Below are 26,097 nucleotides of genomic sequence, written 5' to 3'. Positions count from 1 at the left end.
GTCGCCTTGCGCGGCGCGGAACTGGAAGGCTGGATCCGGCTGGGCTTGCAAGAGGATTTTGGCGAAGCCTTGCTGCCCGACGTGCTGGGGCGCTTTGCCCGCGCGCATCCGAAGGTGCGCATCGAGGCGCACGTGGCGCGCAACACGGCCTTGATGCAAGGCCTGGCCATGGGCCAGCTGGACCTGGCCCTGCTGTGGGGCGGCGCGTGCATCGCTGACGTGGCCGAGTATCCGTCGCAGCAGCGCCAGCATATTGCCGAACCGGCGATGCGCTGGATCGCCTCGTCCAGCCTGGCCTGGCGGCCCGAGTCGGGCGAACCGTTGCCGCTCATTGCGTTCGACCGCGACTGCCTGTTCCAGCGCTGCGCCACGCAAGCGCTGGACCATGCCGGCATCGCCTGGCGCACGGCGTTTACCAGCCCCAGCCTGGCCGGTCTGTGGGCGGCGGCCGCAGCCGGGTTGGGCGTGACGGTGCGCACGGGCCTGGGCTTGCCCTCAACCGTGCGCGCGCTCGATCACGTGGCGGCGGGCTTGCCCGCCCTGCCCCCGTTGTCGCTGGAGCTGCTGCGCGCCTCCAGCGTGTCGAGGCCGCCCGTCGAGCGGCTGGCTGGCTTGATCATCGAATCGCTGCAGAATGGGGCGATTGAAAACGCCTGAAATTCAAGTGCGCGCAATCAACACCTGCACGGGCGCCATGGGGAAATCGCTGGCGCTGTATTGTTCCACTTCCCGCCAGCCCGTGTCGCGCAGCAACTGCGCCAATTCTCCCTGTAGAGTTACCGTGCGGCCCAGCATGCGCATCGGCAAGTAATACGGCAGCACGCGCGCCGCGTCGCCGGCTGCCGGGGCGATTTCCGCCTGCACGCAGATGAAGACACCTCCGGGTTTCAAGGCTGCATGGATCTTGCGCAAGGCCGCCGCCATGTCGGGCACGAAATGCAGCACGGACGAGCACCAGATGAGATCGTAGCCACTGCCGATATCGTCGCTGTCCAGGTCGCCACCCAGCGTTTCCAGCCGGTCCGATAGTTGCGCATGGGCGATGTTCGCTGCCGCCACGGCCACCGTTTCCGGCCAGTCGAAAACGCAGCCGTGCAAGCCCGCATGGGCTTGCGCCAGTGCAATGGCAACCCAGCCCGGGCCGCCACCCACGTCAAGCAGGCGCAAGGGCGTGTTGCCGTTCGCAAACGGGGCGATGCGCTGCATCACGGACAGGGCCGCGCGCATGGTGACGGCGCGTTGTTCCTGGCCAATCTGCTGCTGCGCGGCAGCGGCCCAGTTGACCCCAGTCGCCGTGTTGTACGGTGCGGCCTTGCCACCCTCGCGCACCAGTGTACTGAGCTGCGTGGCGAAATGGCGCAGCGCATGCAGCCGGTACAGCCAGGCGTCGCCGCAAAAGGCCACGGAGGTGCGGCAGAAATACTGCAAGGTGGCGGCCGTGCAGCGGTAGCGCTGTGCCTCGCCATCGGCCGCATCGCGTTCCAGCACCTGCATGCTCCAGAGTAATTCCAGCAGCAGGGCCGTGTGCGGCGCGTGCAGCGACAGGGTGTCGGCCAGCTGCGCCGGCGTGTGCGGCGTGACCAGCAGTTCAAAAATGCCCAGTTCCAGGGCGGCGGCCAGCCCGTCCGCCTGCACGGGGGCGACGGCCAGGTCCCAGTAGGGTTGCAAGGCGTGTTGTGAGGTGAACGGCATGGTGCTTCCTTTCTGCGTAGTGGGCACGAGGTGTGCATAACGCTATTTTATGCAACAATGAGAATAATTATCATTTGCATTTGTGTGCGACCCGGCGCATTTCGTATGCGCGACGGCGCGCGCGAAAACAGGAGGAGCGATGATGGAACAGGACAGGGAAGCGGCAGGCTGGACGCGGCGCCAGCTTGATCCCGGCATGGGCGAGTGCCGCGCCGACCAGCGCCAGGTCGATCAGGGCTTGCTGCTCGTGCATTCCGATTACCGCCCGCGGCTGGCGCTCGTCGAGCAATCGAAGCATGACGATGCGGGCGGCATGGTGATCACCATCGGCCTGCAAGGCGTGTCCGGCTACACGACGCGCGATGGCGAACAATTGCGTTTCCGGGGGGGGCATACGACGGTGACGGCGTTTCGCCACGTCAGCGGCGAGCGCCGTTTCGAGGCGAATCAACGGGCGGCGCAATTGCGCGTGCTGGTCGCTGAAGACGCGCTGGCGCGCTACTGGCCGGAGGGCCTGGCATCCCTGCTGCCCAACGGAGGCGCGCGCCAGCTGGCGCATGCGGCCACCACGGCGGCCTCCGCCCTGCAGGCGCGGGCGCTGCTGCGTGCGACAGACCCGCTGGCCGTGCATATCGGCGTGCTCAGTGTCCTGGCGGAACAGTTGCGGGCACTGCGCCCGGCGCCCGCGTCCGCTCCCGCGCCGCGCTGGCCCGAGGCCGAGATGATCAAGCTGGAGCGTGCCTACGCGCTGATGCAGGAGCAGATGGCGCAAGACCTCACGCTCGATTACTTGTGCGCGCAAGTGGGGCTGAGCCTGTTCAAGCTCAAGCAAGGATGGCGCTACCGCTACAACGACAGTCCGCAGCGCACCCTGCTGGCGCTGCGCATGCAGCGGGCAAAGTTACTGCTGGAAAATGGTTGCCAAGTCGCCCAGGCGGGCTGGCAAACGGGCTATCGCCATCCGTCCAATTTCAGCGCCGCGTTCAGCCGCTATTTCGGCTACGCGCCGAAGACCGTGGGACGCGCTGGCACGTAAAAAGCCGGTGTAGAATCGGCGGGCAGCACACTCATACGACCCACAAGGAGACATGATGGCCCGCAAAATCTTTGTCAATCTGCCCGTCCAGTCGCTGGAACGTTCCGTGACGTTCTTCACGGCGCTGGGCTTCAGTTTCAACGCCCACTTCACCGATGAAACGGCGACGTGCATGATCGTTGCCGACGACATCTTCGTGATGCTGTTGACGCACGACAAATTCCAGCAATTTACGCCCAAGCAGCTGTGCGATACCAAGGTGGCGACGGAAGTGCTCGTGTGCCTGTCGGCCGAGAGCCGGGGCGAAGTCGATGAGCTGGTGGCGAAGGCCGTCCAGGCGGGCGGCAGCATCTACAAGGAGCCGATGGATTTCGGCTTCATGTATGGCCACAGTTTCCAGGACCTGGATGGACATCAGTGGGAGTTGATGTACATGGAACCAGGCGCCGTACCTGGCTGATAGGTGGTGGTGTCTGGTGGTGTCGGATTACGCGGCGTGCCGCCGCTAAGCCGACCTACGCGACAGATCGGGTAGGTCGGATTAGCGCGGCAACGCCGCGCGTAATCCGACGTCTCCGGCCAGCTCAGGAAGCCAGCGCCAATAAATCGACCACTTCCAGTCCGGCCAGGTCTTGCGTCGTGTTGCCCGCAAACGCGGCGCGGCTCGGCTGGCCGTTCTTCAGCCAGGTGCGCGTGACAGCCTTGATCTGCGCCAGGGTGCAATTGAGCACGCCGGTGCGGAATTGCTGGCGCACGGCTTCCGTCGTGCCGCGCTGCTGCATGTTCCACGCCGTCAGCGCTTCCGCGTATGGCGAGTGCGGCTTGTCGAGGCCCTTGATGACGCAGATGATGGCTTCTTCCACTTGTTCCTGCGAGAAATCGCCGTCGAGGATTTGATCCAGGGTCGTGCCGAAGTCGGCGTACGTGCCGGCCAGGCGCGGATCGCGGTAGGAACTCAACGTGAACGTGCCGGCGCCGGCCGCATAGCTGGCGCTGCCGCCATACGCGCCGCCTTTTTCGCGCAGGGCCGTATGCAGCACCTGGTTGGTCATCAGTTCGGCGGCCACGGCCAGGGCGGACGCGTCCGGGTTGTGCACGCCAGGCACGGCCCAGGACACGAAGCAATGGTTGATCTGGCTCGTCGCATGCAGGGCCGTGTTGGCCAGCGGCAAGGCATTTGGCGTTGCCGTGTCGCTTGGCGTCGTGGCATCGGTGCTGGCTGCCGGCAATTCCAGCAAGCGGGCCAGGGTGATGCCATCTTGCTCCAGGCCTGCGCACAGCACGGTCGGCTGCTGGGCGATGATGTGCGCGTGCAGGGTGTCGAGTTCGCGGGCGATTTCCTGCAAGCCTGCCGACGTCTTGCTCAATTGCTGCAAGCGGCGGTAGAACGGCAGCGCTGCCGGGCCGCCGACGATGTCGTCGAAGCGGCGCGTGGGCGACAGCGGCGCCGCCGCAGCCAGCATGGCGTAGCGGTTGCCCGATTCGGCCAGGCTGCTCAATTTGTCCTGCACCAGGCTTTCGATCAGGAAAGCCAGGCGCTCTTCTTCATCGAAGCGGGGCTTGGCGATCCAGGCCGACAGCACGGCGGCGATCGCCGCGTGTTCTTCACGCAAGCCGCTGGCCGAGAACGACAATTCCACGCGCATCGCTTGTTGCGGGCGGGGAATGGCTTCCAGGCCGATGTGGAACGAGGGAACCATGCTCTGGCGCCAGGCGCTGGCGTCGTCGAACGACATGTCGCCCACGCCCAGTTCCGGCGCCAGGTCCGTGTACAGGCGCAGCCAGGGCCACGACGCTTCCGGCAGGTTCGACACGTCGTACAGTACGTTGGCATAGCTGATGCCGTTCGAGGCGATACTGAACGCCACGGCGCCGTCGACGGCGGCGGGAATCGGCAGTGCCGGGCGCGGCAGCGCACTGACGTCGCCGGGGCGGATGCGCGGCAAGACTTCGGAATTCGATGGCAGTTGCTGATGCGCTTCCAGCGCGGCGGACTCGGCCACGATGTGCTCGCGTTCCGCATCCGTCAGCGTCGCTTGCAGGGCCGCCAGCTTGGCGTCTTCCTGTGCGGCGCGGTCCGTGAAGTAGGCGCTGTCGGGCACCACGTGGGTCGTCAAGCGGGTCGGATTGGCGATCAGCTCGCGCACCAGCTGCTTGAAGAATTCCGGGTCTTCGATCTGTTGTTCCAGGGTTTCCAGGATGGCCGCGTTGTCGAACGCATCCATCACGTCGCCGCCGTACATGGCCAGCGGCAAGGCGTGCAGCAAGCGGCCCAGGCCGTATGGCATGCGGCCGCTGCTGATTTCGCGCTGGCTGTACTTGATGTCGCGCAAGGCCGCGTGCAGCACGGCGGCGGGAATACCCTCTTGCGCCGTCTCTTCCAGGGCCGTCCAGATGCGCTGGTGCGCATCGGCGATTTGTTCTTTGGTTAAACCTTCCATGCCGATGTGGAACACCATCTGGCGGATGCCCGCGTCGCGGCCATTCATATCCGATGGGCGGCCATAGCCGGCCGATTCCATGGCGCGCATGATGGGCGCCGACGATTCGCCCAGCAAGCCGTGCGACAGCAGATGCGCGTGGTAGTACGCGATGGGGTCGCTCGACTCGCCCATCAGCCAGGCGAATTGCAGGCCGAACTCATCGTCGCGCGCTTCCTGCGACGGAATCTTGACGATGTTTTCCTGCGGCGTGGTCCACGCGGGCGCCAGCTGCGGCAGGCGGCGTTCGGAGAAACCGCTGAGCTTGGACAGCACGCGCTCGGCGACTTGTTCCTGCACGGCCGACGCTTCGATATTGCCGGCGGTCATGATCACGGCTTGCGACGGATGGTAGTGGCTGGCGTGGAATTCTTTCAGCATGTCATGCGTCAGTTCCGGGATCACCAGCGGATCGCCGCCCGACTCCACTTCATACGTCGTACCCTTGAGCAAGGCGCTGGCGATGCCGCTGTCGAGCGCGCGCATGGGGCTGTTGAAAGCGCCCTTCATTTCATTGAAGACGATGCCCTGGTACACCAGCTTGTCGCCTTCGAACGCATGGCGCCAGCCTTCCTGGCGGAAATTCAGGTAATCGAGGTTCGGGAAGAAGGCCGCGTCCAGGTAGACGTCGAGCAAGTTGAAGAAATCCTTGCGGTCGGTGCTGGCGAACGGGTACACGGTGCGGTCCGGATAGGTCATCGCATTCATGAACGTGGCCGTCGAGCGGCGCAGCATCGAGAAGAAGGGGTCGCGCACCGGGTAGCGGGACGAGCCGCACAAGGCCAGGTGCTCGAGGATGTGGGCGCGCCCGTCGCTCACTTCCGGCACAGTGGGAAAGGCCACCAGGAACACCATCTCAGCCTGCTCGGTATGCATGTGGATATGGCGCATGCCCGTTGCTGGCTCGACATATTGTTCGATGGTTGCCTGCAAGACTGGAATGAAGTTGCTGCTGACTTTTTCAAATGTGCTCATGCGGTATGGGATCTCTGCGGTAGGTGATTCGGAGTGTCAGTGGGGCTGCATCACATATGGGGGCAAACTGGCGCAATGCCAGGGCGGGCCCCAGTTTGATGCCTGTATGAAGCTTTTCTCTATTGTACTAGGAGTATTCGTGCGCCGCCGCCGGGGCCTTGCTGGCGGCTGGAAAAGCGACAGTGTTGCAAAATTGATCATTTCAGAGTGGCTGGCGTCTCCGAATGAAAGCTTAGCGTACCATGCGCCTTTTACTGTCCAGACTGAACCGAAGGCGCCTACCTTGTCCCGACTTTCCTTTCGCCAACTGTTATTTGCCGCCTTCATTTTGACGACGGGCATTTTGACGGCCACCTCCGTGCAAGCCCTGCTGACCCTGGAACACCTGGCGCGGTTGGGGCGCGAGACGGCGGCGCAGGCGATTGCCTTGACGGAACAGTCGCAGCGCCTGTCCGAGCGCACGCTGGCCATGGAGCGCAGCGCGCGCCAATTCCTCGTGCTCGACGACCCCGTGTTCCGCGAGCGCTACGCGGCGGCCCGCGACGAAGCGACGGCGGCGCTGCAAGTGCTGAACCGGGCCACGCCCGAGTTCGCTCCCCAGCTGGCCGACGAATGGACGGTGCAGGCGCAATCGGCGTGGGAAGTCTTGCAAGCGGGTAAGCGCCGCAAGCGCGATGGCCATGCCGTCGTGTACCGCGCGTTTGCCCGCATGACGCAGATCAATGACAGCCTGGCGCGCGAAAGCAAGACGGAAATCGGCAGCCGCAACGACGCCCTGCTGGCCGAGCTGGAACGCCAGCGCCGCCTGCTGGGCGTACTGGTGGGCGGCGCCGTGCTGCTGGCGGCCGTGCTGGCCACCTGCTTTGGCTTCTTGCTGTCGCGCCCGCTGCGTCGCATCGAGACGGCCATCGAGCGCCTGGGCGACAAGCGCTATGACCAGCCCATCGTCGTCGGTGGACCGGCCGATACGCGCCGCCTGGGCCAGCAGCTCGACTGGCTGCGCCAGCGCCTGGCCGATCTCGATGCCGACAAGGAGCGTTTTTTGCGCCATATTTCGCATGAGTTGAAAACCCCGCTGGCAGCCCTGCGCGAAGGCGTGGCCTTGCTGGAAGACGAGGTGGCCGGCAAGCTCAGCGACAGCCAGCGCGAAATCGCCGGCATCCTGCAGCAAAACACGGCCTCGCTGCAAACCCAGATCGAAGACTTGCTGCGCTACAATACCGCCGCTTTTGACGCCCAGCACCTGGCGCGCAGCAAGGTCGATCTGCTGGTCTTGCTGCAAGATGTGGTGGCCGGGCAGCGCCTGCAATGGCTGGCGCGCCGTTTGACGGTCGAGGTGCAGGGCGAGTCGCTGATCGTGCAGGCCGACCGCGACAAGCTGGCGACGGCCTTGGCGAACCTGTTGTCGAATGCCGTGCGCTTCAGCCCGGAAGGCGGCACCATACGGTTTACCCTGTCTTGCGAAGGCGGCCGCGTGCGCATCGACTGCATCGACGAGGGAGCCGGCGTGGCGCCCGAGGATGCTGCGCGGATTTTTGAACCGTTTTACCAGGGAGTGCGCCAGGCGGCCGGCGCGCGCAACGGCAATGGCATCGGCCTGTCCATCGTACGCGAATATATCGCCGCCCACGATGGCAGCGTCACTCTTTTACCGCGCCCCGCCGGCGCGCATTTTTCGGATAGAACTGCCCTTATGATGACGAGAATTTCCCTGGCCGGCATGGCCGCCAGCGCGCTGCTGTTGGGTGCTTGCGCCGCCAAGCCCCCCATCCAGACGCCCGTGCTGGTGCAAACGCCGCCGCGCGTGGTGGTGGTGGCCGATCCTCAGCTGACCGAATTGCTGGCGTATCAAGGCGCCTTGCGCCTGATGACGCCGTCGGAACTGGTGAAAGCGCAGCTGGACCTGGCCAAGGCCGATCACGCGCCGCACAACACGCTGCGCCGCGCCATGCTGCAAGCGGCCTTGCGCGGTCCCGGGGACCTGGCCCGCGCGCAAGCCTTGCTGGAACCGCTGGCCACGGCCACGGGCAAGGACGCGCAATTGCTGGCGCCGTTGGCGCAATTGCTCGGCAGCCAGTATGCGGAGCTGCGCCGCCAGGAAGAGAGCATCGACAAGCTCAACACGCAGTTGCGCGACGCCCAGCGCCGCATCGACCAGCTCAATGAAAAACTGGAAGCACTGAAAAACATCGAGCGCAGCCTGTCCGTGCGCCCCGCCGCGGGAGCGCCGAAATGAGCGAGCACGCCCACATTCTATTGGTCGACGACGATCCCGACCTGCTGCGCCTGCTGACCATCCGCCTGAAGGCGGGCAACTATCGCGTGACGGCCGTGGGCAGCGCGGAAGCGGCACTGGCGCGCCTGGCCGTGGAATTGCCGGCCTTGGTCATTACCGACGTGCAATTACCGGGCCGCGACGGCCTGGCCTTGTTCGATGAAATCCGCCGCCAGCATTCGGCCCTGCCCGTGATTCTCTTGACGGCGCACGGTACCATTCCCGATGCCGTCGAGGCGACGGCGCGCGGCGCGTTTGCGTATCTGACAAAGCCGTTCGACGGCAAGCTGCTGATGGAAAAAGTGGCGTATGCCATCAACTTGTCCACCGTCATGCCGGCCGCAGCGTCCGGTGACGAGAGCTGGCGTGCCGAGCTGATCAGCCGCAGTGCGCAGATGGCCGAACTGCTGGCCGAAGCCAAGCTGGTGGCCGGATCGGACGCCAGCATCCTGATCCGCGGACCCTCCGGCACGGGCAAGGAATTGCTGGCGCGCGCCCTGCACAACGCCAGCCGCCGCGCCAAGGCGCCGTTCATTGCCGTCAACTGTGGCGCCATTCCCGAGCAGCTGCTGGAATCGGAACTGTTTGGCCACGTCAAAGGCTCGTTTACGGGGGCCGTCGGCAACCGCGAAGGCTTGTTCCAGGCGGCCGATGGCGGCACCCTGTTTTTAGATGAGATCGGCGACATGCCCTTGCCGCTGCAGGTGAAACTGCTGCGCGTGCTGCAGGAGCGGGCCGTACGCCCCGTGGGCGCCGACCAGACGCGCCCGGTTGACGTGCGGCTCCTGTCCGCCACGCACCGCGACCTGGACGTGGCCATGCAGGAGGGGCAATTCCGCGAAGACCTGTATTACCGCCTCAATGTCGTGACCTTGACCCTGCCGCCGCTGGCCGAGCGCCGCGAAGACATTTCTCTGCTGGCGAACCATTTCCTGCAGAAGCTGGCGGCCAAGTACCAGAAACCCCTGAATGGCTTCGCGCCCGATGCCTTGACTGCCCTGGTGGCCGCGCCATGGCCCGGCAATGTGCGCCAGTTGGTCAATGTCGTCGAGCAAGTGTGCGCGCTGGCCACGGCGCCGCTGGTGCCCTTGTCCCTGGTGCAGCGCGCGCTGCGCGTGCCGTCCTTGGAGGCGCTCAGCTACAACGAAGCCAAGCAGCGCTTCGAGCGCGACTACCTGATCCAATTGCTGCGCCTGACGGATGGCAACGTGGCCGACGCGGCCCGCTTGGCCGACCGCAACCGCACGGAGTTCTACCGTTTATTACAGAAATACGAGCTGACGCCGGCCCTGTTCCGGCTTGACGGCGACCCTGTCGCTGAATAGCGACAAAAATAAAGCGTTGAAAATCAGGGGCTTGGCGTAAAACATTGACGGTCTTGCCACAAGCTGTCGCTGTCAGGCGACAAAAAGCCCCGTTTTTTCGGCCAGATCCGTCTCAAACGGGCTGGAAAAATCGAGTTAGAATGTAAGTCGTTGATTTTCAAGGAAATTTAAAAGCTGGCACGGTGCTTGCTGTATGGGTAGATGTGACGCTTCAAAGTGTTGCTTTATCCAAGTAAGAAGCTTTTAACTTCATTGAGAGGAACTACCATGCAAACATCGAAACTGTTCAATACCCTGGTTGCCGCTATCGTACTGTCGGGCGCCTCGATCACCGCTTCGCATGCAGCTGACTCCGCCCCAAAAGCACAAGCTCCTGCTGACACCGTAGTGGCCGCCAACGCTGCCGCTGCCGTCCCTGATGAAACCATCACTTCCTCGGCCAAGGCCGCCCTGAGCGCCGATGCGCAAGCCGCTGCCCTGCCAGTCAAGGTAGCAACCCAGCAAGGTGTGGTCGTCCTGTCGGGCGACGTGCCGAGCGCCGAAGCGGGTGACCGCGTCGTGCAGATCGTCGCTTCCGTGAGCGGCGTGAAAGAAATCAAGAACGAGCTGAAAGTCAAAGCCGCCGGCTAATCCCCGCGCGGTAACGCCTCGCGCTGTACTTTACTCCGGGTTGCCCTGTCTGCGGACAGGGCATTTTTTTGTCCGCCCGGTTTGCGCCGAAAAGCCAGGCCATGCCATCAGGCAAGGAATTGGGCAATACAGGTAGAATAGCCAGTACTGGCGCCGCTCCCGGCGCTGTTTGTCATCCCCGGCACAGCATGCTGTTGCAAGGCTGCACCGTTACCAGGCTACCGCATGTCTTCTTTTTCCCCCGCTGCCCTGTTGCGCAATCTGAAACCCGATAATTTCACCATCGCCCTGCTCGTCACCGTGGGGCTGGCCACATTCCTGCCCTGTACGGGCCAGACGGCCGTGGTCTTCGGCAACATCACCACGGTTGCCATCGGCGCCCTGTTCTTCCTGCATGGCGCCAAGCTGTCGCGCGAAGCCGTGGTGGCCGGCGCCATGCACTGGCGACTGCACTTGCTGGTGCTGGCCAGCACCTTTGTCCTGTTTCCGCTGCTGGGCCTGGCCCTGCGTCCGCTGGCGCTGACCTTCCTGACGCCCGACCTGTACATGGGCATTTTGTTCCTGTGCGCGCTGCCCTCTACTGTGCAATCATCGATCGCCATGACGGCCATGGCGCGCGGCAACGTACCGGCCGCCATCTGCAGCGCCTCGGCCTCGAACTTCATCGGTATCTTCCTCGCCCCCATCCTGGTGGGCTTGCTGGTGGCCAAGGGCGCGGAAAGCAAGTCGTCGGTGGACGCCGTGCTGTCCATCGTCATGCAACTGCTGCTGCCATTCCTGGCCGGCCAGTTCCTGCGTCGCTGGATCGGCCGTTGGGTTGACCGCCATAAAGCCACCCTGAAATATGTCGATCAGGGTTCGATCTTGCTGGTGGTCTACACGGCCTTCAGCGAAGCCGTCAGCGAAGGCCTGTGGCATACGATTTCGGTGGAAACCCTGGTCGCCCTGGGCTTGATCAGCCTGCTGCTGCTGGCGCTGGTGCTGGGCATTTCCACCTTCATCAGCCGCCGCCTGGGTTTCAACAAGGAAGACGAAATCGCCATCGTCTTTTGCGCCTCGAAGAAAAGCCTGGCCAGCGGCGTGCCGATGGCCAAGGTGCTGTTTTCCACCCGTTCGCTGGGCATGGTGATCTTGCCGCTGATGTTGTTCCACCAGATTCAGCTGATGATCTGCGCCGTGATCGCGCAACGCTATGCGCGGCGCGATGAGGGGCAGGAAGTGCCTGCTTCAACGCTGTGATGGCTATCCTGCCCTAGCAGCAGCGCCTGCCGCAACCCCGCCACGATCACTTCGTAAGCCTGCCGCCGGCTCCCCTCATCCGGCGCGCGCAGCACATACGAGGGGTGATATACGGCGACCACCCAGCGTCCATCGTGCCGGATGGGCGTGCCGACCAGCGGCGTCATGCTTGCCGCGCCGTCCTGCAGGATGGACTTCAATGCCGTGCTGCCCAGCGCCACGATCACTTGCGGTTTCACGCTGGCCAATTCCTGTTCCAGCCAGCCATGGCAGGCGAGGATCTCGCGCTGCGCTGGCGTCTTGTGCAGGCGGCGCTTGCCACGAGGTTCCCACTTGAAATGCTTGACGGCATTGGTCAGGTAAATACTGTCGCGTGCCATGCCCGCTTCCTGCAGCGCCTGGTCCAGCAGCGCGCCGGCCGGGCCCACGAACGGCAAGCCTGCCAGGTCTTCCTGGTCGCCCGGCTGCTCACCCACCAGCATGATGCGCGCCTGAGAAGGCCCCGTGCCGGGCACGGCTTGCGTGGCGTGCTGCCACAGCGCGCAGCGGCGGCATTGGTCCAGGGTGGTGGGCAGGTCGCGCGGGGGCTGGGCGCGCTCGGCGGAGACCGGGATCATGGTCGCGCCGCTGCGCTGGCCCACGCTGGCCGTCTGGCCCGTGCGCCGTTCGCCGTTGGCGGCGCCGCTGAGCATGGCGGGCACGATGGCGCCTTCCGGCAAATTCTTCCAGAAACGCGAGGGGATATGGCTGCGCAGCAGGCCGGCATTGACGCGCGCGGGATTGAAGATGCTGCGGTAGTAAGTCAGCCACAGGGCTTCGCCCGCATCGTCGATATCGGCCGCGCCGCGCAGCAGGGCCGGTCCCGCGTGCAAGGTCGTGCCATCCCACAGCATGCTGGCGGTCGGCGTGGCGATCATCCAGCTGTTGGCTCCCATGCGGCGGGCGAAGTGGCGCGCCACCTGCGGCAGCACGTCGTGCGTGGGCTCGAACCAGGCCACGAAGCGGGGCGCGCCCTCGCTTTCCGCCCGCTCGCGGAAGCGCACATACGCATGCATGTCGTGCTCTTCGCGGTGCACGGCCTTGGCCATGGCATGCAGGCGCGCGCCGTCCGCGTCGGCCGGCGACATCACGTCATGCTGGCCCAGCTGCCAGCGCCAGAGCACCTGGTACAGGAATGCCCAGCGGTCATGCACGTTGAAACAGGCGGCGCTTTCCAGCAATTCCACCAGGGAACGGGGCAGGCGCAGCAGTGGCGCGCTGGTATCCGTCGCATCTGGCGTCGAGGAAAACAGGTCGCCATCACCAGGCTGTGACTGCCAGGCAACGTCGGCAGGTGGCACGCCGCGCGCGATCAGTTCGCGCGCGGCCGCGCGCCACTCGTCGAACGATTGGGCCAGCCGCACCACCGTACTCATGCGGCCTGCAGCTCAGGCCACAAATTCATCTGCTGCGGCGCTTCCGCCATGGCGCGGCGCAGGTGTTCCGAGGCGGTGGTGTCGCGCGCGGGAAAGTAGTCGGCCGTGATGATGAAGGGGGCGATTTTCTTCATGCTGCAGCGCAGGCGCGACAGGTCAGCGTAGCGCACTTGCCGCAACTGGCGCAGGTCGACGATGCGCTGCGCGTTGCGCAGGCCGATGCCGGGCACGCGGGCGATCATGTGCTGCGCCGCGCGGTTCAAGTCCAGCGGAAAATGTTCGCGGTGCGCCAGCGCCCACGCCAGTTTCGGATCGATATCGAGCGCCAGGTTGCCGCCCGTGGCGGGCAGCAGTTCGCTGGCCTGGAAACCATAGCTGCGCAGTAAAAAGTCGGCCTGGTACAGCCGGTGTTCGCGCAGCATGGGCGGCGGCGCCAGCGGCACGCTTTTCGGGCTGTCGGGGATGGGACTGAACGCCGAGTAGTACACGCGCTTGAGCTTGTAGCTGCCGTACAGGGTCTCGGCCGTGGAGAGGATTTGCTGGTCGTCGCTGGCGTCGGCGCCGACGATCATTTGCGTGCTTTGCCCGGCCGGCGCGAAACGCGGCGCGCGCGGTTCTTCCGCTTTCTCATCGAGCTTGCGGCGGATGGCGCCCATGGCCAGCTTAATCGTATGCACGCTTTTTTCTGGCGCCAGCTTTTGCACGCTGTCCTGCGTCGGCAGTTCGATATTCACGCTGAGCCGGTCGGCATAGCGGCCCGCCTGCGCGATCAGGGCGGGATCGGCGTCGGGGATGGTCTTCAGATGGATATAGCCGCGGAACTGGTGCACCTCGCGCAACTCGCGCGCCACCTGCACCAGCTGCTCCATCGTATAGTCGGCCGACTGGATGATGCCGGAACTGAGGAACAGGCCGTCGATATAGTTGCGCAGGTAAAAGTCGGCCGTCAGCTTGACCACCTCGGCCACCGTAAACCGCGCGCGCGGCACGTTCGAGCTGCGACGGTTGACGCAGTACTGGCAATCGTACAGGCAGTAATTCGTCAGCAGGATCTTGAGCAGCGAGACGCAGCGCCCGTCCGGCGTATAGCTGTGGCAAATGCCCATGCCCGAGGTGGCGCCAAAGCCGTCCTTGCCGATGGAATCGCGTTTGGGCGCGCCGCTGCTGGCGCAGGACGCGTCGTACTTGGCCGCATCGGCCAGGATTTCCAGCTTGTCCGTCAATTCCATGGCTCACCCCGATATACTGTGTTTATATACAGTATATCAGGAATGTGCAGCGACATTGCCTGCAAAGGGCCGTGTCTTTTGAATATGGAAGAATGGCCTGAAAACGGTAAGGACATTACGTATAAGCAATGAAATATAGTGCTAACATGTCAATGTTAGCTGGCGTTTCATTCTTTGAGACGCTTAGCCAAAAATACCTCCGATTCACTCTCATGTTCAGCCTATTCCAGAAAAAACTCGTTTTAGTATTCCTCATCCTCTTCTTCCAGAGTCCGTTTGCACAAAGCTACACCATGCCCACGATCACCGTTACCGCCGAGCGGGAACGGCAGGCCTATGAAGACTGCGTTGCCATGAGCGGTGTATTTTGCCGCTGGCCCGGCGACATGTTCGACCTCTACAACCGTCCTTCGCGCGGTGCCGGCACGCCAGGCCCCGCCAATACCGATGCCGCGCCATCGAATGCCAATACGAATATCAATCGCTGCGGTGCCATGACGGCGCATCCGGTGGTCATTGCCACCGGCGAGAAGATCAAGCCTGAGGTGGATTTCCAGTCCTTGGGCCTGTACGGCCTGGGGCTGAAGCGAACCTATCGCAGCAAGCATGCGGTCGGCACCCTGTTCGGACCACAGTGGCTGTCCAACGTGGATGTGCCCAGGTTGAATGAACCGAATTGCGGCAATACGGGAACGGGGCGATGCATACCCCGTTCCGTGACGGTGACCGATCCCACCGGCAGCACGACCAATTATCAATTTGTCGGGGAAAACGAGTTCCCCTCCACCTTGGACCCGAAAGCCGGTTCTTACTTATACCTGTCAGGAAAATCGGCGCGCAGGGGAGAAATGGTCTACACGCCGGGAATGGGATGGGTCCTGTGGGCCAATGGCAATACGTATACCTATAATAAAGTGGGTGCCATCGTCTCCATCATGGAAGGTGCTAGCGCGCAACTCAATTTCCAGTACGGCGCCAATCCCAACCAGCTTGCCAGTGTCAGCAACAGCAGCGGCCAGCTGATCCAGTTCACCTGGGGCGGCAATGGCAAGGTGAGCCGCGTGCGTGATCCGGCGGGCAATGATTGGAATTATGAATACCATGCCAGCGGCATGCTCGCCAAGGTCACGGCGCCAGCCAGCCAGGAGGTACGCGAGTATCACTACGAGACGGCCAATCCCGTTTTGTTGACGGGGATCAGCATCAATGGGCAGCGCCATGGCCGCTATGCGTATTTCGCCGATGGCCGGGTCAGCGAGAGCGGCCTCGAGGGTGGAGAGGAGCGCGAGACGTTCGTCTATGGCGCCAATCAAACGACGGTGACCGATGCGCGTCAACAAGCGACCACCCACAAGTTTGCCCTGATCGGTGGCGAGCTGAAGCCGACATCGGTTTCCCGCGCCGGCACGGCGACGTGCGCCGCGGCGGCCGCCAGCACCGCGTATGACGCCAACGGCTACGTCGACTATACGCTGGACTGGAATGGCAACAAGACGGACTACAGCTATGACGCCGGCGGCCGCCTGCTGAGCCAGACGACGGCGGCAGGCACGGGCGCGGCGCAGACGGTCGTGCATAGCTGGAATGGGAATGAAATTGAGAAGACCGAATACCGCAATGCGGGCAACGTAGCCTACTTGCGCGTCAGCTATACCTACTACCATGCGTGGGCCCCGTCGGGAAAGCTCGAGAGCGAAACCTGGGATGATCTGAAGACCGGCAAGCAAAAGAAATTCGTGCACACGTACACGTTTTATCCGAACAGCACCATGTCGAGCTGGACAGTATCGCGCAGCCTGCCTGGTGGCGCCGCAGTCACGCGCTATGACTACGACACGCGCGGCAACCTGACTGGCATGACGAATCCGCTGGGCCACCAGCAAGCGTGGGCAGGCCATGACGGCATGGGGCGCCCATCGAGCTATACCGACAGCAATGGTGTCGCCAGTACCTATGCTTACGATGACATGGGCCGCCTACTGGCAACGACGCTCAATGGCAGCCAGACGACGCATCTTGCCTATCATGCGGGCGACCTGGTGCGTTCCATCAGTTATCCAGACGGCAGCATGACGCAGTATCAATACACTGCCGGCGGCCGGGTCGAATATGTCGGCAATGCGCTGGGGGAATTCACGCATATTGCGGTGAATGTTCCCGACAACAGCGTGCGTGTGAGTTCTGCCCTGCATCATGCGGAGGTGAGTGCTGGCGTGCCAGTCCCGGTTGCTGCCGGTGAGATGAGCGCCACGATGGAAATGGATTCCTTGGGCCGTCCGTATAGTGAGCTCGGTAATAATAGTCAGCGTCTCGACAAACGATACGATCACAATGGCAATCTCGTGAGCGTTACCGATGCGGCTGGCCGCTCGACCTCATATGCGTATGACGCCGCGAATCGTCTCGTCAAGATGACCGCGGCCGATGGCGGGGTAACCGTAAGGGGCTATGATGCCGAAGGCAGGCTGGCATCGGTGACTGATCCGCGCCCCTTGCAAACGCGTTATACCTATAATGGTTTTGGGCAGGTGACCAGCATCGTCAGTCCAGATACGGGTACCGCCACATATGGCTATGACCCTGCGGGCCGGTTGGAAAGTGAAACACGTTCCGATGGCAGAGTTACCCGCTACACCCTGGATAGTCTGGATCGTCAAATATCACGCAGTAATAGTGGTGAAACCGAGAAATTTACCTATGACGAGGGACGGTTTGGCAAGGGGCGCCTGACTGGTTTCACGGATCTTACGGGGTACACCGGCTACGCCTACAACGCATCTGGGCAGCTCACTGTACAAGTCAATAATATATACGGCACCAGCTATACGACTGTCTGGGACTATGATGCCGCTGGTCGCCTGGAGGGCATCCATTACCCATCGGGCACGCGTACCTTTTATTCGTACGATGCTTATGGCCGCGTGAGTGAACTGTTGACGAATGCGACCGGTGTGTGGACGAAACTCGTTGATTCAGTCCTGTATCAGCCGGTCAGCGGCCAGCCTCATGCATGGCGCTACGGGAATAATTTACCACGCAGAGTGACGCTGGATGCGGATGGCCGCATTACGCGCATTTCCGGCAATGTGGAAAACGTGGAATATCGCCATAACAGTACGAATCAGATCATTGCCATGATCGATTCGGGCAATGAGCATATGAATCAGGGAATTGACTATGATGCTGCTGACCGCGTAGGACTGGTGACGCGTCGGATCGACTATCAGAGTTTCTCCTGGGACCAGGCTGGCAATCGTACAGGCCAGGCCAGGAAAGGCAGCAATTATAGTTTCGTGCTCGATAGCGGCAGCAACCGGCTCGCATCATGGAGCGGCAATGGCGAGTTTCGTAACTTCAGCTACAACCCCGTGGGCACGCTGGCCAGCGAATCGCGCCATGATGGCAGCCGTTCCTATACCTACGATGGATTCAACCGCATGCGTGGCGTGATCGTCAATGGCCGTTATGTCGGAGACTATCGTACCAATGCGCTGAACCAGCGTGTGCAAAAAGATGGAGCCGGTGGCATCACGCAAGCCATTTATGGTCCAGGCGGTGAACTGCTGGCAGAAGTGGGAGCGCAAACCAGTCATTATTTCTGGTTCAACGGCGAGCTGATTGGCATGGCGCGTGCCAACCAGGTTTACTTTAGTCACAATGATCACCTGGGTCGCCCTGAAGTCATGAGCAATGCCAGTGGTGCCGTTGTATGGCGCGCCGCCAATGCCGCATTTGACCGCGCCGTCATCGTCGACACGATTGGCGGCCTGAATATCGGCTTCCCGGGCCAGTACTACGATGCCGAATCGGGCCTGTGGTACAACTGGCACCGCTACTACGATGCATCGCTGGGGCGGTATTTGCAGAGCGATCCCATCGGGCTCCGAGGTGGCATCAATACCTACGCATACGTTCAAGGGAACCCGCTCCGCTATACGGACCCGCGTGGATTGAATCCTGTCGGCGGAGCCGTAATTGGAGCAGAAATTGGAACTGTTGTGTTTCCAGGTGTCGGCACAGTAGTGGGTGGTGCCATCGGGTTAGGCGTCGGCCTGTGGGTCGGCGATAAGATAATAAAAGGAATTTCGCAACCAAAGTCCGCTAGCAGTTTCCTTCCAGGAGTTTGGCCAGGAGATAAGGGCGCGGATGAATGGGGGCGAAGGAATGGATTAGGTCAGAAGGAAGGCAGGGGGCGGTTCCACGGAATCAAACAGGACTGCCTAGGGAGTAAGCCGACGGACGTCTTTGGTGTCAATCCCGAGACTGGCGACGTTTTTGATCCGGACGGCGAAGTAGTTGGAAACCTTGAGGATGCCAAACGAAAATGAAGGAAATGGATATGAAAATCGACGTTTCGGTTTATCTGCGTGGTGACTCACTAGACCCGGTTACAGTGTCTTCCTTACTCGGTATCGAACCTTCAAAATCTCGGCGCAAAGGGGAGTGTTGGACGACGAGTTCGAACCGGGAGGTGACGGCCAAAATCGGCATTTGGGCTATTGTTGCTGACGCAAACTCTTCAGGGCTGCAGGCCGTAGTTGACGAAGTAACTACAAGATTTAGGGATAACCGGATCAATTTGTCGGAAATCAATGGTGTCGAAGAAGCATACGTGGACGTATTTGTGGCGATCGACGCCGAGGCCGACGGCGGAGGGACTTGTAATTTTCAGTTGAGTAAGGAAAACGTCTCGGCTCTGAATTCGCTCGGATTGCCTGTTCGGTTCACTGTCTCAGTTATCAAATCGTAAAAAAGCGCGAGCGGCGGATCAGTCCCGATAAACGTACACGAACGGAGCAGTAAGGTAAAAATTGGCCGCATCGACGTCAGTTGACGGCGGCCGTATCTTGTTCGTATCTTGCTCGTATCGTGTCGTGGTCTATTCGTATCCTAGTCGTATCCCGTCCGGGCGGCTGAAAAATTCCGCCCTGGTACGAAGACTCGCTCGAAACACGATGGCGGCGGGGTGCGCGGGGAACCTGCCGTGACGCCGCTGGAGCAGCGGGCGATCGATGGGGATGGCAAGGCCATTGCCGAACTGCGCCAGGAATATTTGAAAAAAGGCGAAGTATCCACAGCGAATTACTGGCTGTATGCGGGAGCCCTGCGCGGGAATGCCGCATTGGTGGAGGAATATGCGCAACGGTTTGCGGCGATGCCGGAAGACAGGCAGGCGGCGCAAATACAAGGCATCAAGACCAGTTCCGCCTCGCCCGCGCAAAAAAAGGCCTTGCTTGAGAGGCTGGGCAGGAATTGATCGCTTCATCTGAGCGGTGAAATTACTCGGCTGGGTGCTGTCACGCTTCATCGGCGTACCGCAGCCGGCCTGTCCTCTCCCGGCGCCGGCTGCATTTTCCTCTTTTGCCGATTTGCCATTGCTTGACCCACGCGATGGCAGAACGCTATATATAAGTGTATATTACGGTCCTTGTCACCGTTCACTTACAAGGATACGATCATGCGCCTCACCTCCCTCGCCCGCCTGCTTGGCACCGCTCTTCTCGCTACTGCCGCCAGCTCCGCCCTTGCCGGCGAAGTGGTGGTGTCGGCCGCGGCCAGCCTGACGAATGCGTTCAAGGATGCGGCGCAAAGCTATGAGGCGCAGTATCCGGGCAGCAAGGTGTCCTTGAACTTTGCCGCCTCGGGCGTGCTGCTGCAACAGATCGTCAAGGGCGCGCCCGTGGACGTGTTTGCTTCGGCCGACCAGGAAACCATGGATGCGGCGCAAAAGCAGGGCCTCGTCTTGCCGGCCGACCGCATGGATTTCGTCGGCAACAGCCTGGTGCTGATCGTGCCGCACGATAGCAAGCTGGGCATCAAGAGCCTGGCTGACCTGGCGCACAAGGGCGTGACCCGCGTGGCCATCGCCAACCCGGCCAGCGTGCCCGTCGGCCGTTATTCCGAAGGCGCGCTGAAGAAGGCCAAGCTGTGGGACGCCGTGCAGACCAAGGCCATCGGCACGCAGAACGTGCGCCAGTCGCTCGACTACGTGGCGCGCGGCGAAGTCGATGCGGGCTTTGTCTACGCCACCGACGCGGCCATCATGAAAGACAAGGTCAACGTGGTGCTGGACGTGCCATTGGACGCGCCCGTGCTGTATCCGATCGCCACCATCAAGGGCAGCAGCAATGCCGCCGAAGCGAAGCGCTTCGTCAGCTACCTGCAGACGGCGCCGGCGCAAGCCATCCTCGCCAAGTACGGTTTCAAGAAGCCATAATTCAGGTAGGCGCCTGCATGGATATCGCCTGGACCGCGCTGGCCCTGTCGCTCAAGGTGGCGGCGTGGGCCACGGCGCTCAATTTGTTGCTCGGCATCGGCACGGGCTATCTGCTGGCGCGCACGCGTTTCCCCGGGCGCGAGCTGCTCGACGCCCTCCTGACCCTGCCGATGGTGATGCCGCCCACCGTACTCGGCTATTACCTGCTGGTGCTGCTGGGCCGGCGCGGCACCCTGGGCGTCTGGCTGCAGGACAGCTTCGGCATCAACCTGATTTTTACCTGGCAAGGCGCCGTGATCGCTTCCACCGTGGTCGCCTTTCCCCTCGTCTTCAAGCCGGCGCGCGCCGCCTTCGAGGCCGTCGACGGCCAGCTGGAGCAGGCCGCCCGCGTGCTGGGCATTTCGGAAATGGCGATCTTCTTTCGCGTGACCTTGCCGCTGGCCTGGCGCGGCATCCTGGCCGGCGTGCTGCTGGGCTTTGTGCGCGCCCTGGGCGAATTCGGCGCCACCCTGATGGTGGCCGGCAGCATCCCCGGCAAGACGCAAACCCTGTCGGTGGCCGTGTATGAAGCCGTGCAGGCGGGCCAGGATGACGTGGCCAATACGCTGGTCCTGATTATCTCCTTTGTCTGCATCGTGGTGCTGTTGTCGGCTGGCCGCCTGGCGCCCGGGCGCATCGCGCACAAATGACGGCTATGATGACGCCTATGCAACTCGACCTCGACATTCGCGCCACCTTGCGCTCCGGCAAACGCCGCTTCGACATGCAAGTGCAATGCACGTCCGATAGCCAGCGCATCGCCATGTATGGCCCGTCCGGCGCAGGCAAGAGCATGACCCTGAAAGCCATTGCCGGACTCTTCACGCCTGACGCGGGCCATATCCGCCTGAACGGGCGCACCCTGTTCGATGCCGCCGCCGGCATCAACCTGCCGCCGCAGCAGCGCAATGTCGCCTACCTGTTCCAGGATTACGCGCTGTTCCCGCACCTGACGGTGCGCCAGAACGTGGGATTTGGCCTGGCGCGGGGCTGGTTCAATCCGCGCGCGCGCGAAAAATTGCAGAAGGTCGAGCATTGGCTTGACGCCTTCCACTTGCAGGAACTGGCGCACCAGTTTCCCGACGAGTTGTCCGGAGGCCAGCGCCAACGGGTGGCGCTGGCGAGGGCGCTCGTGGCCGAGCCGACCGCGTTGCTGCTCGACGAGCCGTTTGCCGCCCTCGATCCTGCCCTGCGTGTCAAAATGCGTTTGGAACTGAGCCAGTGGCAGCAGCGCCTGGACGTGCCCATGATCCTGATCACACACGATCCGGAAGATGCGCGCATCCTGGGCGAGCATGTGCTGTACTTGCGCGACGGACAGATCGATAACAGGGAAGAACACATGGCATTGGGTGAACGCATTGGATAAATCAGCGGCAGCGGAAATCGGCTTGCAAGGCTCGGTATGGATGACGGTGGGCGGAGAAAACCTGGGCGGTGCCGGCCGGGTGGAATTGCTGGGCGCTATCGCCGAATGCGGCTCCATCACGCAGGCGGCCAAGCTTGTGAAGATGAGCTACAAGGCGGCCTGGGACGCCATCGACGCGATGAACAACCTGGCCGGCGAGCCGCTGGTCGAGCGCCTGACGGGCGGCAAGGGCGGCGGCGGCACGCGGCTGACGCAGCGGGGGCGCCAGCTGGTCGACAATTTCCGCATCATCGAGCGTGAGCATGCCCGCTACCTGCGCCAGCTGGGCAGCCAGGCGGAAGGCATCGCCGACGATCTTTTACTCATACGGAGAATGGCCATGAAAACCACGGCACGCAATCAATTCCTGGGCAAGGTGGCCGAACTGAAACAGGGCGCCGTCAACGACGAAGTCACCCTGGAATTGCCCGGCGGCCAGCAGATCGTCGCCATCGTCACGCAAGGCAGCAGCGCAAGCCTGGGCCTGGTGTCGGGCGCGGAAGCGTTTGCGCTGATCAAGGCCTCGTCCATCATCCTTGTGGCGGACAGCGAAGGCGCGCGCTTTTCCGCGCGCAACCAGCTGGCCGGCACCGTCACGCGGGTGCAGACGGGCGCCGTCAACACGGAAGTGGTGCTGGACTTGCCGCGCGGCGGCACGATTGCGGCCATCATCACCAACCAGAGCAGCACCGACCTGGGCATCGCCATCGGCAGCAGCGTGACGGCGATCTTCAAGGCATCCAGCGTGATCCTGGGCGTGCCCGCCTAAACCCAAAGCAAGGACTGGGGTCGTACCCTGAGGGTACGACCCCGGCCTTTATCTCTTGGGTTCAAACGAGCTTAATCCTTCAGCCTGGACAACCAATCCGTCGCCGCCGCCAGCGCCTGCTCCAGTTCCTGCGCCGTGTGCGCCAGCAGCGCCGGCACCTCGTCCAGGCGGCCCGCGTCGATGGCTTCCTCGGTGGCGAACGCGGCGCGGATCAGGCGTTTCGTGCCCAGGGTGCCCACGGAGCCGCGCACGCCGTGCAGGATGCGCGCCACGTCGCTGTGGCGGCCCGATTGCAACGCTGTTTCGGCGTCGCGCACGGGCGTCATGCCCTTGTTCAGCGCGTCTTCCACCATGCGCCGCAGCACGCCGCGCCCCTTCGCGTCGCGTCCCATCACGCGCATCAGCGGCGCCATGGAAAACACTTCTTCATCGGCGACGCGTACCGGCTCGGCCGCCTGCACTTGCGGACGCTTGGGCAGGTGGCGCAGGATGACTTCCATCATCTCTTCCACCACCACGGGCTTGGCGATGAAGTCGCTGATGCCGGCCGTCATGCAGCGCTCGCGCTCGGACGCCAGCACGCCGGCCGTCATGGCGATCACGGGCAGGTTCAGGCGCAGTTCCGTGCGGATGATGTGGGTGGCGCTGAAACCGTCCATGACGGGCATCTGCATGTCCATCAGCACGATGTCGTAGCGCAGCGCTTCCGTGCGCAGCCGTTCCACGGCTTGCAAGCCGTCGCCCACCACGTCCAGGGTGGCGCCCATGTGTTCGAGGATGCCGCGCGCCACGGCCTGGTTCAAATGATTGTCTTCCACCAGCAGGAAATGCACGCCGGCCAGTTCCGTGCCCAGCGGCTGGTGCAGGATGCGCTGCTCGCCGCCGTCATTCTTGGCGATCAGCGCCTGGTGCAGGGCATCGAACAGGCTGGAGCCCGTGATCGGCTTCATCAGCACGACATCGGCCTCGGCCGCGCTGGAGATTTCCTCCAGGTGGTTGCGGGCGAAGGCGTTGACCATCACCACGATGGGCTGGCGCTGGCCGCTGGCCGCCTGGCGGATGGCCTTGGCCGTGGCCAGTCCGTCCATCACGGGCATGTGCCAGTCGGCCAGCACCACGTCATACGGCTGCTGCTGCGCCAGGCGTTCGCGGTACAGTTCGATGGCGGCAAAGCCGGAGTCCACTTCGTCGGCCAGCCAGCCCCACGCCTCGATCAGCTTGACGATCAGTTCGCGCGTGGTGCGGTTGTCGTCGGCCACCAGCAGGCGCAGCTGGCCCAGGGCCGGCGTGCGCCGCGTTTCGGCCGGCTGCGCCAGCATCTCGAAGGGCACGCTGAACCAGAAGCGGCTGCCCTTGCCTTCGCTGCTGGCGACGGCGATGTCGCCGCCCATCATGTGGATCAGCTGCTTGCTGATGGCCAGGCCCAGGCCCGTGCCGCCGAAACGCCGCGTGATGCTCTGGTCGCCCTGCGAAAACGCGGCAAACAGCTGCTGTTGCTGCAGTTCCGTCATGCCGATGCCCGTGTCGCGCACTTCGAAGCGCAGCCAGGCGCGCCCGTTTTCGCTTTCGGCCAGGCTGACGGCCACCACCACTTCGCCGCTCTCGGTAAACTTGATGGCGTTGCCGGCCAGGTTGACGAGAATTTGCTGCAGGCGCTGGGCGTCGCCCACGAGGCGCCGCGGCACGTCGGGCTCGACGGCGATGGCCAGTTCCAGCTCCTTTTCGCCCGCATTCATCGTCATCGTCGTGGCCAGGGTATTCATGACTTCATCGAGGTCGAATTCGACGGGCGACAATTCCATGCGGCGCGCCTCGATCTTCGAATAGTCGAGCACATCGTTGAGGATGCCCAGCAGCGACTGGCCCGCCACTCTGACCATGGTCAGGTACTTGCGCTGTTCCGTGTCGAGCCTGGTATTGCCCAGCAAATACACCATGCCCAGCACGGCATTGAGGGGCGTGCGGATTTCATGGCTCATGTTGGCCACGAAATCGCTCTTTGCGCGGTTGGCCGCCTCGGCCCGGTCGCGTTCCTGCTCCAGCTCCGCCGCGCGCGCTTCGAGTTCCTGCTGCAGGCGGTCGCGTTCGCTCATCAGGCCATTGAACGCTTCCGTCAGTTCGCCGATCTCGTCGCGCTGCTGTACCGGCACGGGGGTGAAACGGCTGCCGCTGGTGCGCAGGGCCAGCAGGGTGTCGCGCAGGCGCACCAGCGGCGACAGCAGGCGCACGGTGACCAAGCCCAGAACAAAGGCGGCCAGCAGCGAAGCGAGGATGCTCCACAGCACCAGCCGGTACAGTACGCCATCGAACGGTTCGAAGGCATCCTCGACGGGCAGCGAGGCGGCCAGCAGCCAGTTCACGGATTTCAGGCGCTTGAAGCTGTTGACGGCCGTGATGCCGCGGCTGTTGGTGCTGACCATGCTGCCTTCGCCATCCTCCTTCAGCAGCTGGGTGGTCGTCAGGTTGGCGTTCGGCTTGCGCGGCTGCAGCAAACGGCTGGTATCGGGGTGCAGCACATAGCGCGGCACGGCGCCGCGCGTGAGGATGAAGTAATAGCCGCTCTTGCCGATCTTTTCCGAGCGCAGGCGGCCCAGCAGATTGTCCTTGTACAGGCGCAGCACGCCGATCACCACGCCGGCCACCTGGCCATCGGCGGCCAGCACGGGCGCCACCATCTGCACGATGGGCATACCGCTCGACTTGCCCAGCATCGGCTCGGTAATCATGGGCTGGCGCGTGCGCAGGACGGTCTGGAAATACTCGCGCTCGGCGACGTTGATGCCGGCGCGCCCCGCCACTTCCGGCATGTCGGCCACGATGGCGCCATGCGCGTCGAGCACCAGCACGTCGTCGAACAGCACCAGCATCGAGCGGCGCGCATAGTATTCGCGCAGTTTGGCTGGCTGGGCGATCAATTCCGGCGGCGTCTGCCTGGCCGTCAGGGTGACAATCTGCAGCAGCATGCCCAGCTTGTCGTCGAGCTCGGCAGCGGTGCGGCTGATCAGGGATGACTGCTGGCTCAGCAGTACTCGGGTGAAGTCGTCGCGCATGTGCTGCACCTGGATCATGGTGACCAGCGCGATCATGGCGATCGAGGTCAGGCTGGTGGCCAGCGCGACTTTTGCTTTAATGCCGAGAGGCTTCATGATTTCCTTTTCAGTGCCGGGCGGCACAGGCGGCAGATAATGCTGTCAGGAATTTTCCTATCAATACCCCAGCTTGGCAAGCGCCGCCGCGCAAATTGCCCGCCCCGTATGGGCTTTTGACGATGTTGCCATATAATTAAAGGCTGGACGTCGTTTATTCGCCGAATTTACGGTGAAATTGGCATACGGCAACCCTGTATGCAGCTGTATGCAGTAAACTTG

At 62.9% G+C, this 26,097-nt stretch carries 19 protein-coding genes; 14 read left to right on the top strand and 5 right to left on the bottom strand.

All coding sequences use genetic code 11. The annotated features are described in order from the left end of the window. Nucleotides 1-657 (top strand): LysR substrate-binding domain-containing protein (locus tag JAB1_RS02320; protein WP_083299525.1); only part of this gene is annotated, 657 nt, incomplete at its 5' end. Between the two features lie 3 nt (nt 658-660). Here JAB1_RS02320 and JAB1_RS02315 read toward each other — a convergent pair. Beyond that, nucleotides 661-1,692, bottom strand: a complete 1,032-nt coding sequence (locus JAB1_RS02315; protein ID WP_070278496.1) for a methyltransferase domain-containing protein — start codon at nt 1,690-1,692, stop codon at nt 661-663. Nucleotides 1,693-1,831: 139 nt separating this feature from the next. Between JAB1_RS02315 and JAB1_RS02310 the strand changes: the two genes are divergently transcribed. Together JAB1_RS02310 and JAB1_RS02305 are read left to right on the top strand one after the other, a co-directional pair. Beyond that, on the top strand, nt 1,832-2,728 hold the full coding sequence (locus tag JAB1_RS02310; protein WP_070278494.1) for an AraC family transcriptional regulator: 897 nt from the start codon (nt 1,832-1,834) through the stop codon (nt 2,726-2,728). Nucleotides 2,729-2,783: 55 nt separating this feature from the next. Then, on the top strand, nt 2,784-3,188 hold the full coding sequence (locus tag JAB1_RS02305) for a VOC family protein (protein ID WP_070278492.1): 405 nt from the start codon (nt 2,784-2,786) through the stop codon (nt 3,186-3,188). A gap of 124 nt (nt 3,189-3,312) precedes the next feature. Here the strand turns inward: JAB1_RS02305 and JAB1_RS02300 are convergent, their stop codons facing one another. Continuing rightward, nucleotides 3,313-6,183: an insulinase family protein gene (locus JAB1_RS02300; RefSeq protein ID WP_070278490.1), complete on the bottom strand. Its 2,871-nt coding sequence runs from the start codon at nt 6,181-6,183 to the stop codon at nt 3,313-3,315. Nucleotides 6,184-6,466: 283 nt separating this feature from the next. Here JAB1_RS02300 and JAB1_RS02295 point away from each other — a divergent pair, with 283 nt between their 5' ends. The 4 genes from JAB1_RS02295 to JAB1_RS02280 all read left to right on the top strand — a co-directional run bounded on the left by JAB1_RS02295 (nt 6,467) and on the right by JAB1_RS02280 (nt 11,652). Beyond that, nucleotides 6,467-8,419 (top strand): ATP-binding protein, encoded by a 1,953-nt coding sequence (locus tag JAB1_RS02295; RefSeq protein WP_343215972.1) that lies wholly within the window; start codon nt 6,467-6,469, stop codon nt 8,417-8,419. After that, nucleotides 8,416-9,783, top strand: a complete 1,368-nt coding sequence (locus JAB1_RS02290) for a sigma 54-interacting transcriptional regulator (RefSeq protein WP_070278488.1) — start codon at nt 8,416-8,418, stop codon at nt 9,781-9,783. Before JAB1_RS02295 ends, JAB1_RS02290 begins: the two co-directional genes overlap by 4 nt. Nucleotides 9,784-10,050: 267 nt before the next feature. Then, complete coding sequence (locus JAB1_RS02285; RefSeq protein ID WP_034752546.1) at nt 10,051-10,413, top strand: BON domain-containing protein; 363 nt, start codon at nt 10,051-10,053, stop codon at nt 10,411-10,413. Between the two features lie 225 nt (nt 10,414-10,638). Continuing rightward, the gene (locus tag JAB1_RS02280) at nt 10,639-11,652 is read left to right on the top strand and encodes a bile acid:sodium symporter family protein (RefSeq protein WP_070257873.1); all 1,014 of its coding nucleotides are present in this window, start codon (nt 10,639-10,641) and stop codon (nt 11,650-11,652) included. Here the strand turns inward: JAB1_RS02280 and JAB1_RS02275 are convergent. Both JAB1_RS02275 and JAB1_RS02270 read right to left on the bottom strand, forming a co-directional pair. Then, complete coding sequence (locus JAB1_RS02275) at nt 11,604-13,067, bottom strand: UdgX family uracil-DNA binding protein (RefSeq protein WP_070278486.1); 1,464 nt, start codon at nt 13,065-13,067, stop codon at nt 11,604-11,606. The two genes, JAB1_RS02280 and JAB1_RS02275, sit on opposite strands and share 49 nt — an antisense overlap. Then, nucleotides 13,064-14,296, bottom strand: a complete 1,233-nt coding sequence (locus tag JAB1_RS02270; protein WP_070278483.1) for a putative DNA modification/repair radical SAM protein — start codon at nt 14,294-14,296, stop codon at nt 13,064-13,066. The genes JAB1_RS02275 and JAB1_RS02270 overlap by 4 nt, the downstream gene beginning before the upstream one ends. Before the next feature lie 212 nt (nt 14,297-14,508). On the opposite strand from JAB1_RS02270, the gene JAB1_RS02265 reads away from it, so the two are divergent. The 7 genes from JAB1_RS02265 (at nt 14,509) to JAB1_RS02235 (ending at nt 22,729) form a co-directional block, all read left to right on the top strand. Then, nucleotides 14,509-18,624: an RHS repeat-associated core domain-containing protein gene (locus tag JAB1_RS02265; RefSeq protein ID WP_070278481.1), complete on the top strand. Its 4,116-nt coding sequence runs from the start codon at nt 14,509-14,511 to the stop codon at nt 18,622-18,624. An 11-nt stretch (nt 18,625-18,635) separates the two neighbouring features. Beyond that, on the top strand, nt 18,636-19,046 hold the full coding sequence (locus JAB1_RS02260; protein ID WP_175445006.1) for a DUF4279 domain-containing protein: 411 nt from the start codon (nt 18,636-18,638) through the stop codon (nt 19,044-19,046). A 216-nt stretch (nt 19,047-19,262) separates the two neighbouring features. Continuing rightward, nucleotides 19,263-19,553: a hypothetical protein gene (locus tag JAB1_RS02255; RefSeq protein WP_070278476.1), complete on the top strand. Its 291-nt coding sequence runs from the start codon at nt 19,263-19,265 to the stop codon at nt 19,551-19,553. Between the two features lie 201 nt (nt 19,554-19,754). Then, on the top strand, nt 19,755-20,513 hold the full coding sequence (gene modA / locus JAB1_RS02250; RefSeq protein WP_070278474.1) for a molybdate ABC transporter substrate-binding protein: 759 nt from the start codon (nt 19,755-19,757) through the stop codon (nt 20,511-20,513). 17 nt (nt 20,514-20,530) lie between these two features. Then, nucleotides 20,531-21,202: a molybdate ABC transporter permease subunit gene (modB, locus tag JAB1_RS02245; protein ID WP_034782706.1), complete on the top strand. Its 672-nt coding sequence runs from the start codon at nt 20,531-20,533 to the stop codon at nt 21,200-21,202. A gap of 8 nt (nt 21,203-21,210) precedes the next feature. Further along, nucleotides 21,211-21,921 (top strand): ATP-binding cassette domain-containing protein, encoded by a 711-nt coding sequence (locus JAB1_RS02240; RefSeq protein ID WP_217494257.1) that lies wholly within the window; start codon nt 21,211-21,213, stop codon nt 21,919-21,921. A gap of 40 nt (nt 21,922-21,961) precedes the next feature. After that, nucleotides 21,962-22,729 carry a TOBE domain-containing protein gene (locus JAB1_RS02235; protein WP_070278471.1) on the top strand — a complete coding sequence of 256 codons (768 nt, stop codon included), beginning with the start codon at nt 21,962-21,964 and terminating at the stop codon, nt 22,727-22,729. Between the two features lie 71 nt (nt 22,730-22,800). Here the strand turns inward: JAB1_RS02235 and JAB1_RS02230 are convergent, their stop codons facing one another. Continuing rightward, the gene (locus tag JAB1_RS02230; protein ID WP_070278502.1) at nt 22,801-25,875 is read right to left on the bottom strand and encodes a response regulator; all 3,075 of its coding nucleotides are present in this window, start codon (nt 25,873-25,875) and stop codon (nt 22,801-22,803) included. Nucleotides 25,876-26,097: the final 222 nt, after the last annotated feature.

This window comes from Janthinobacterium sp. MP5059B (genome assembly GCF_001758645.1).
In the GTDB taxonomy this organism is placed as follows: Bacteria; Pseudomonadota; Gammaproteobacteria; order Burkholderiales; family Burkholderiaceae_D; genus Janthinobacterium; species Janthinobacterium lividum.
This window is presented reverse-complemented; position numbering and strand designations above follow the sequence as displayed.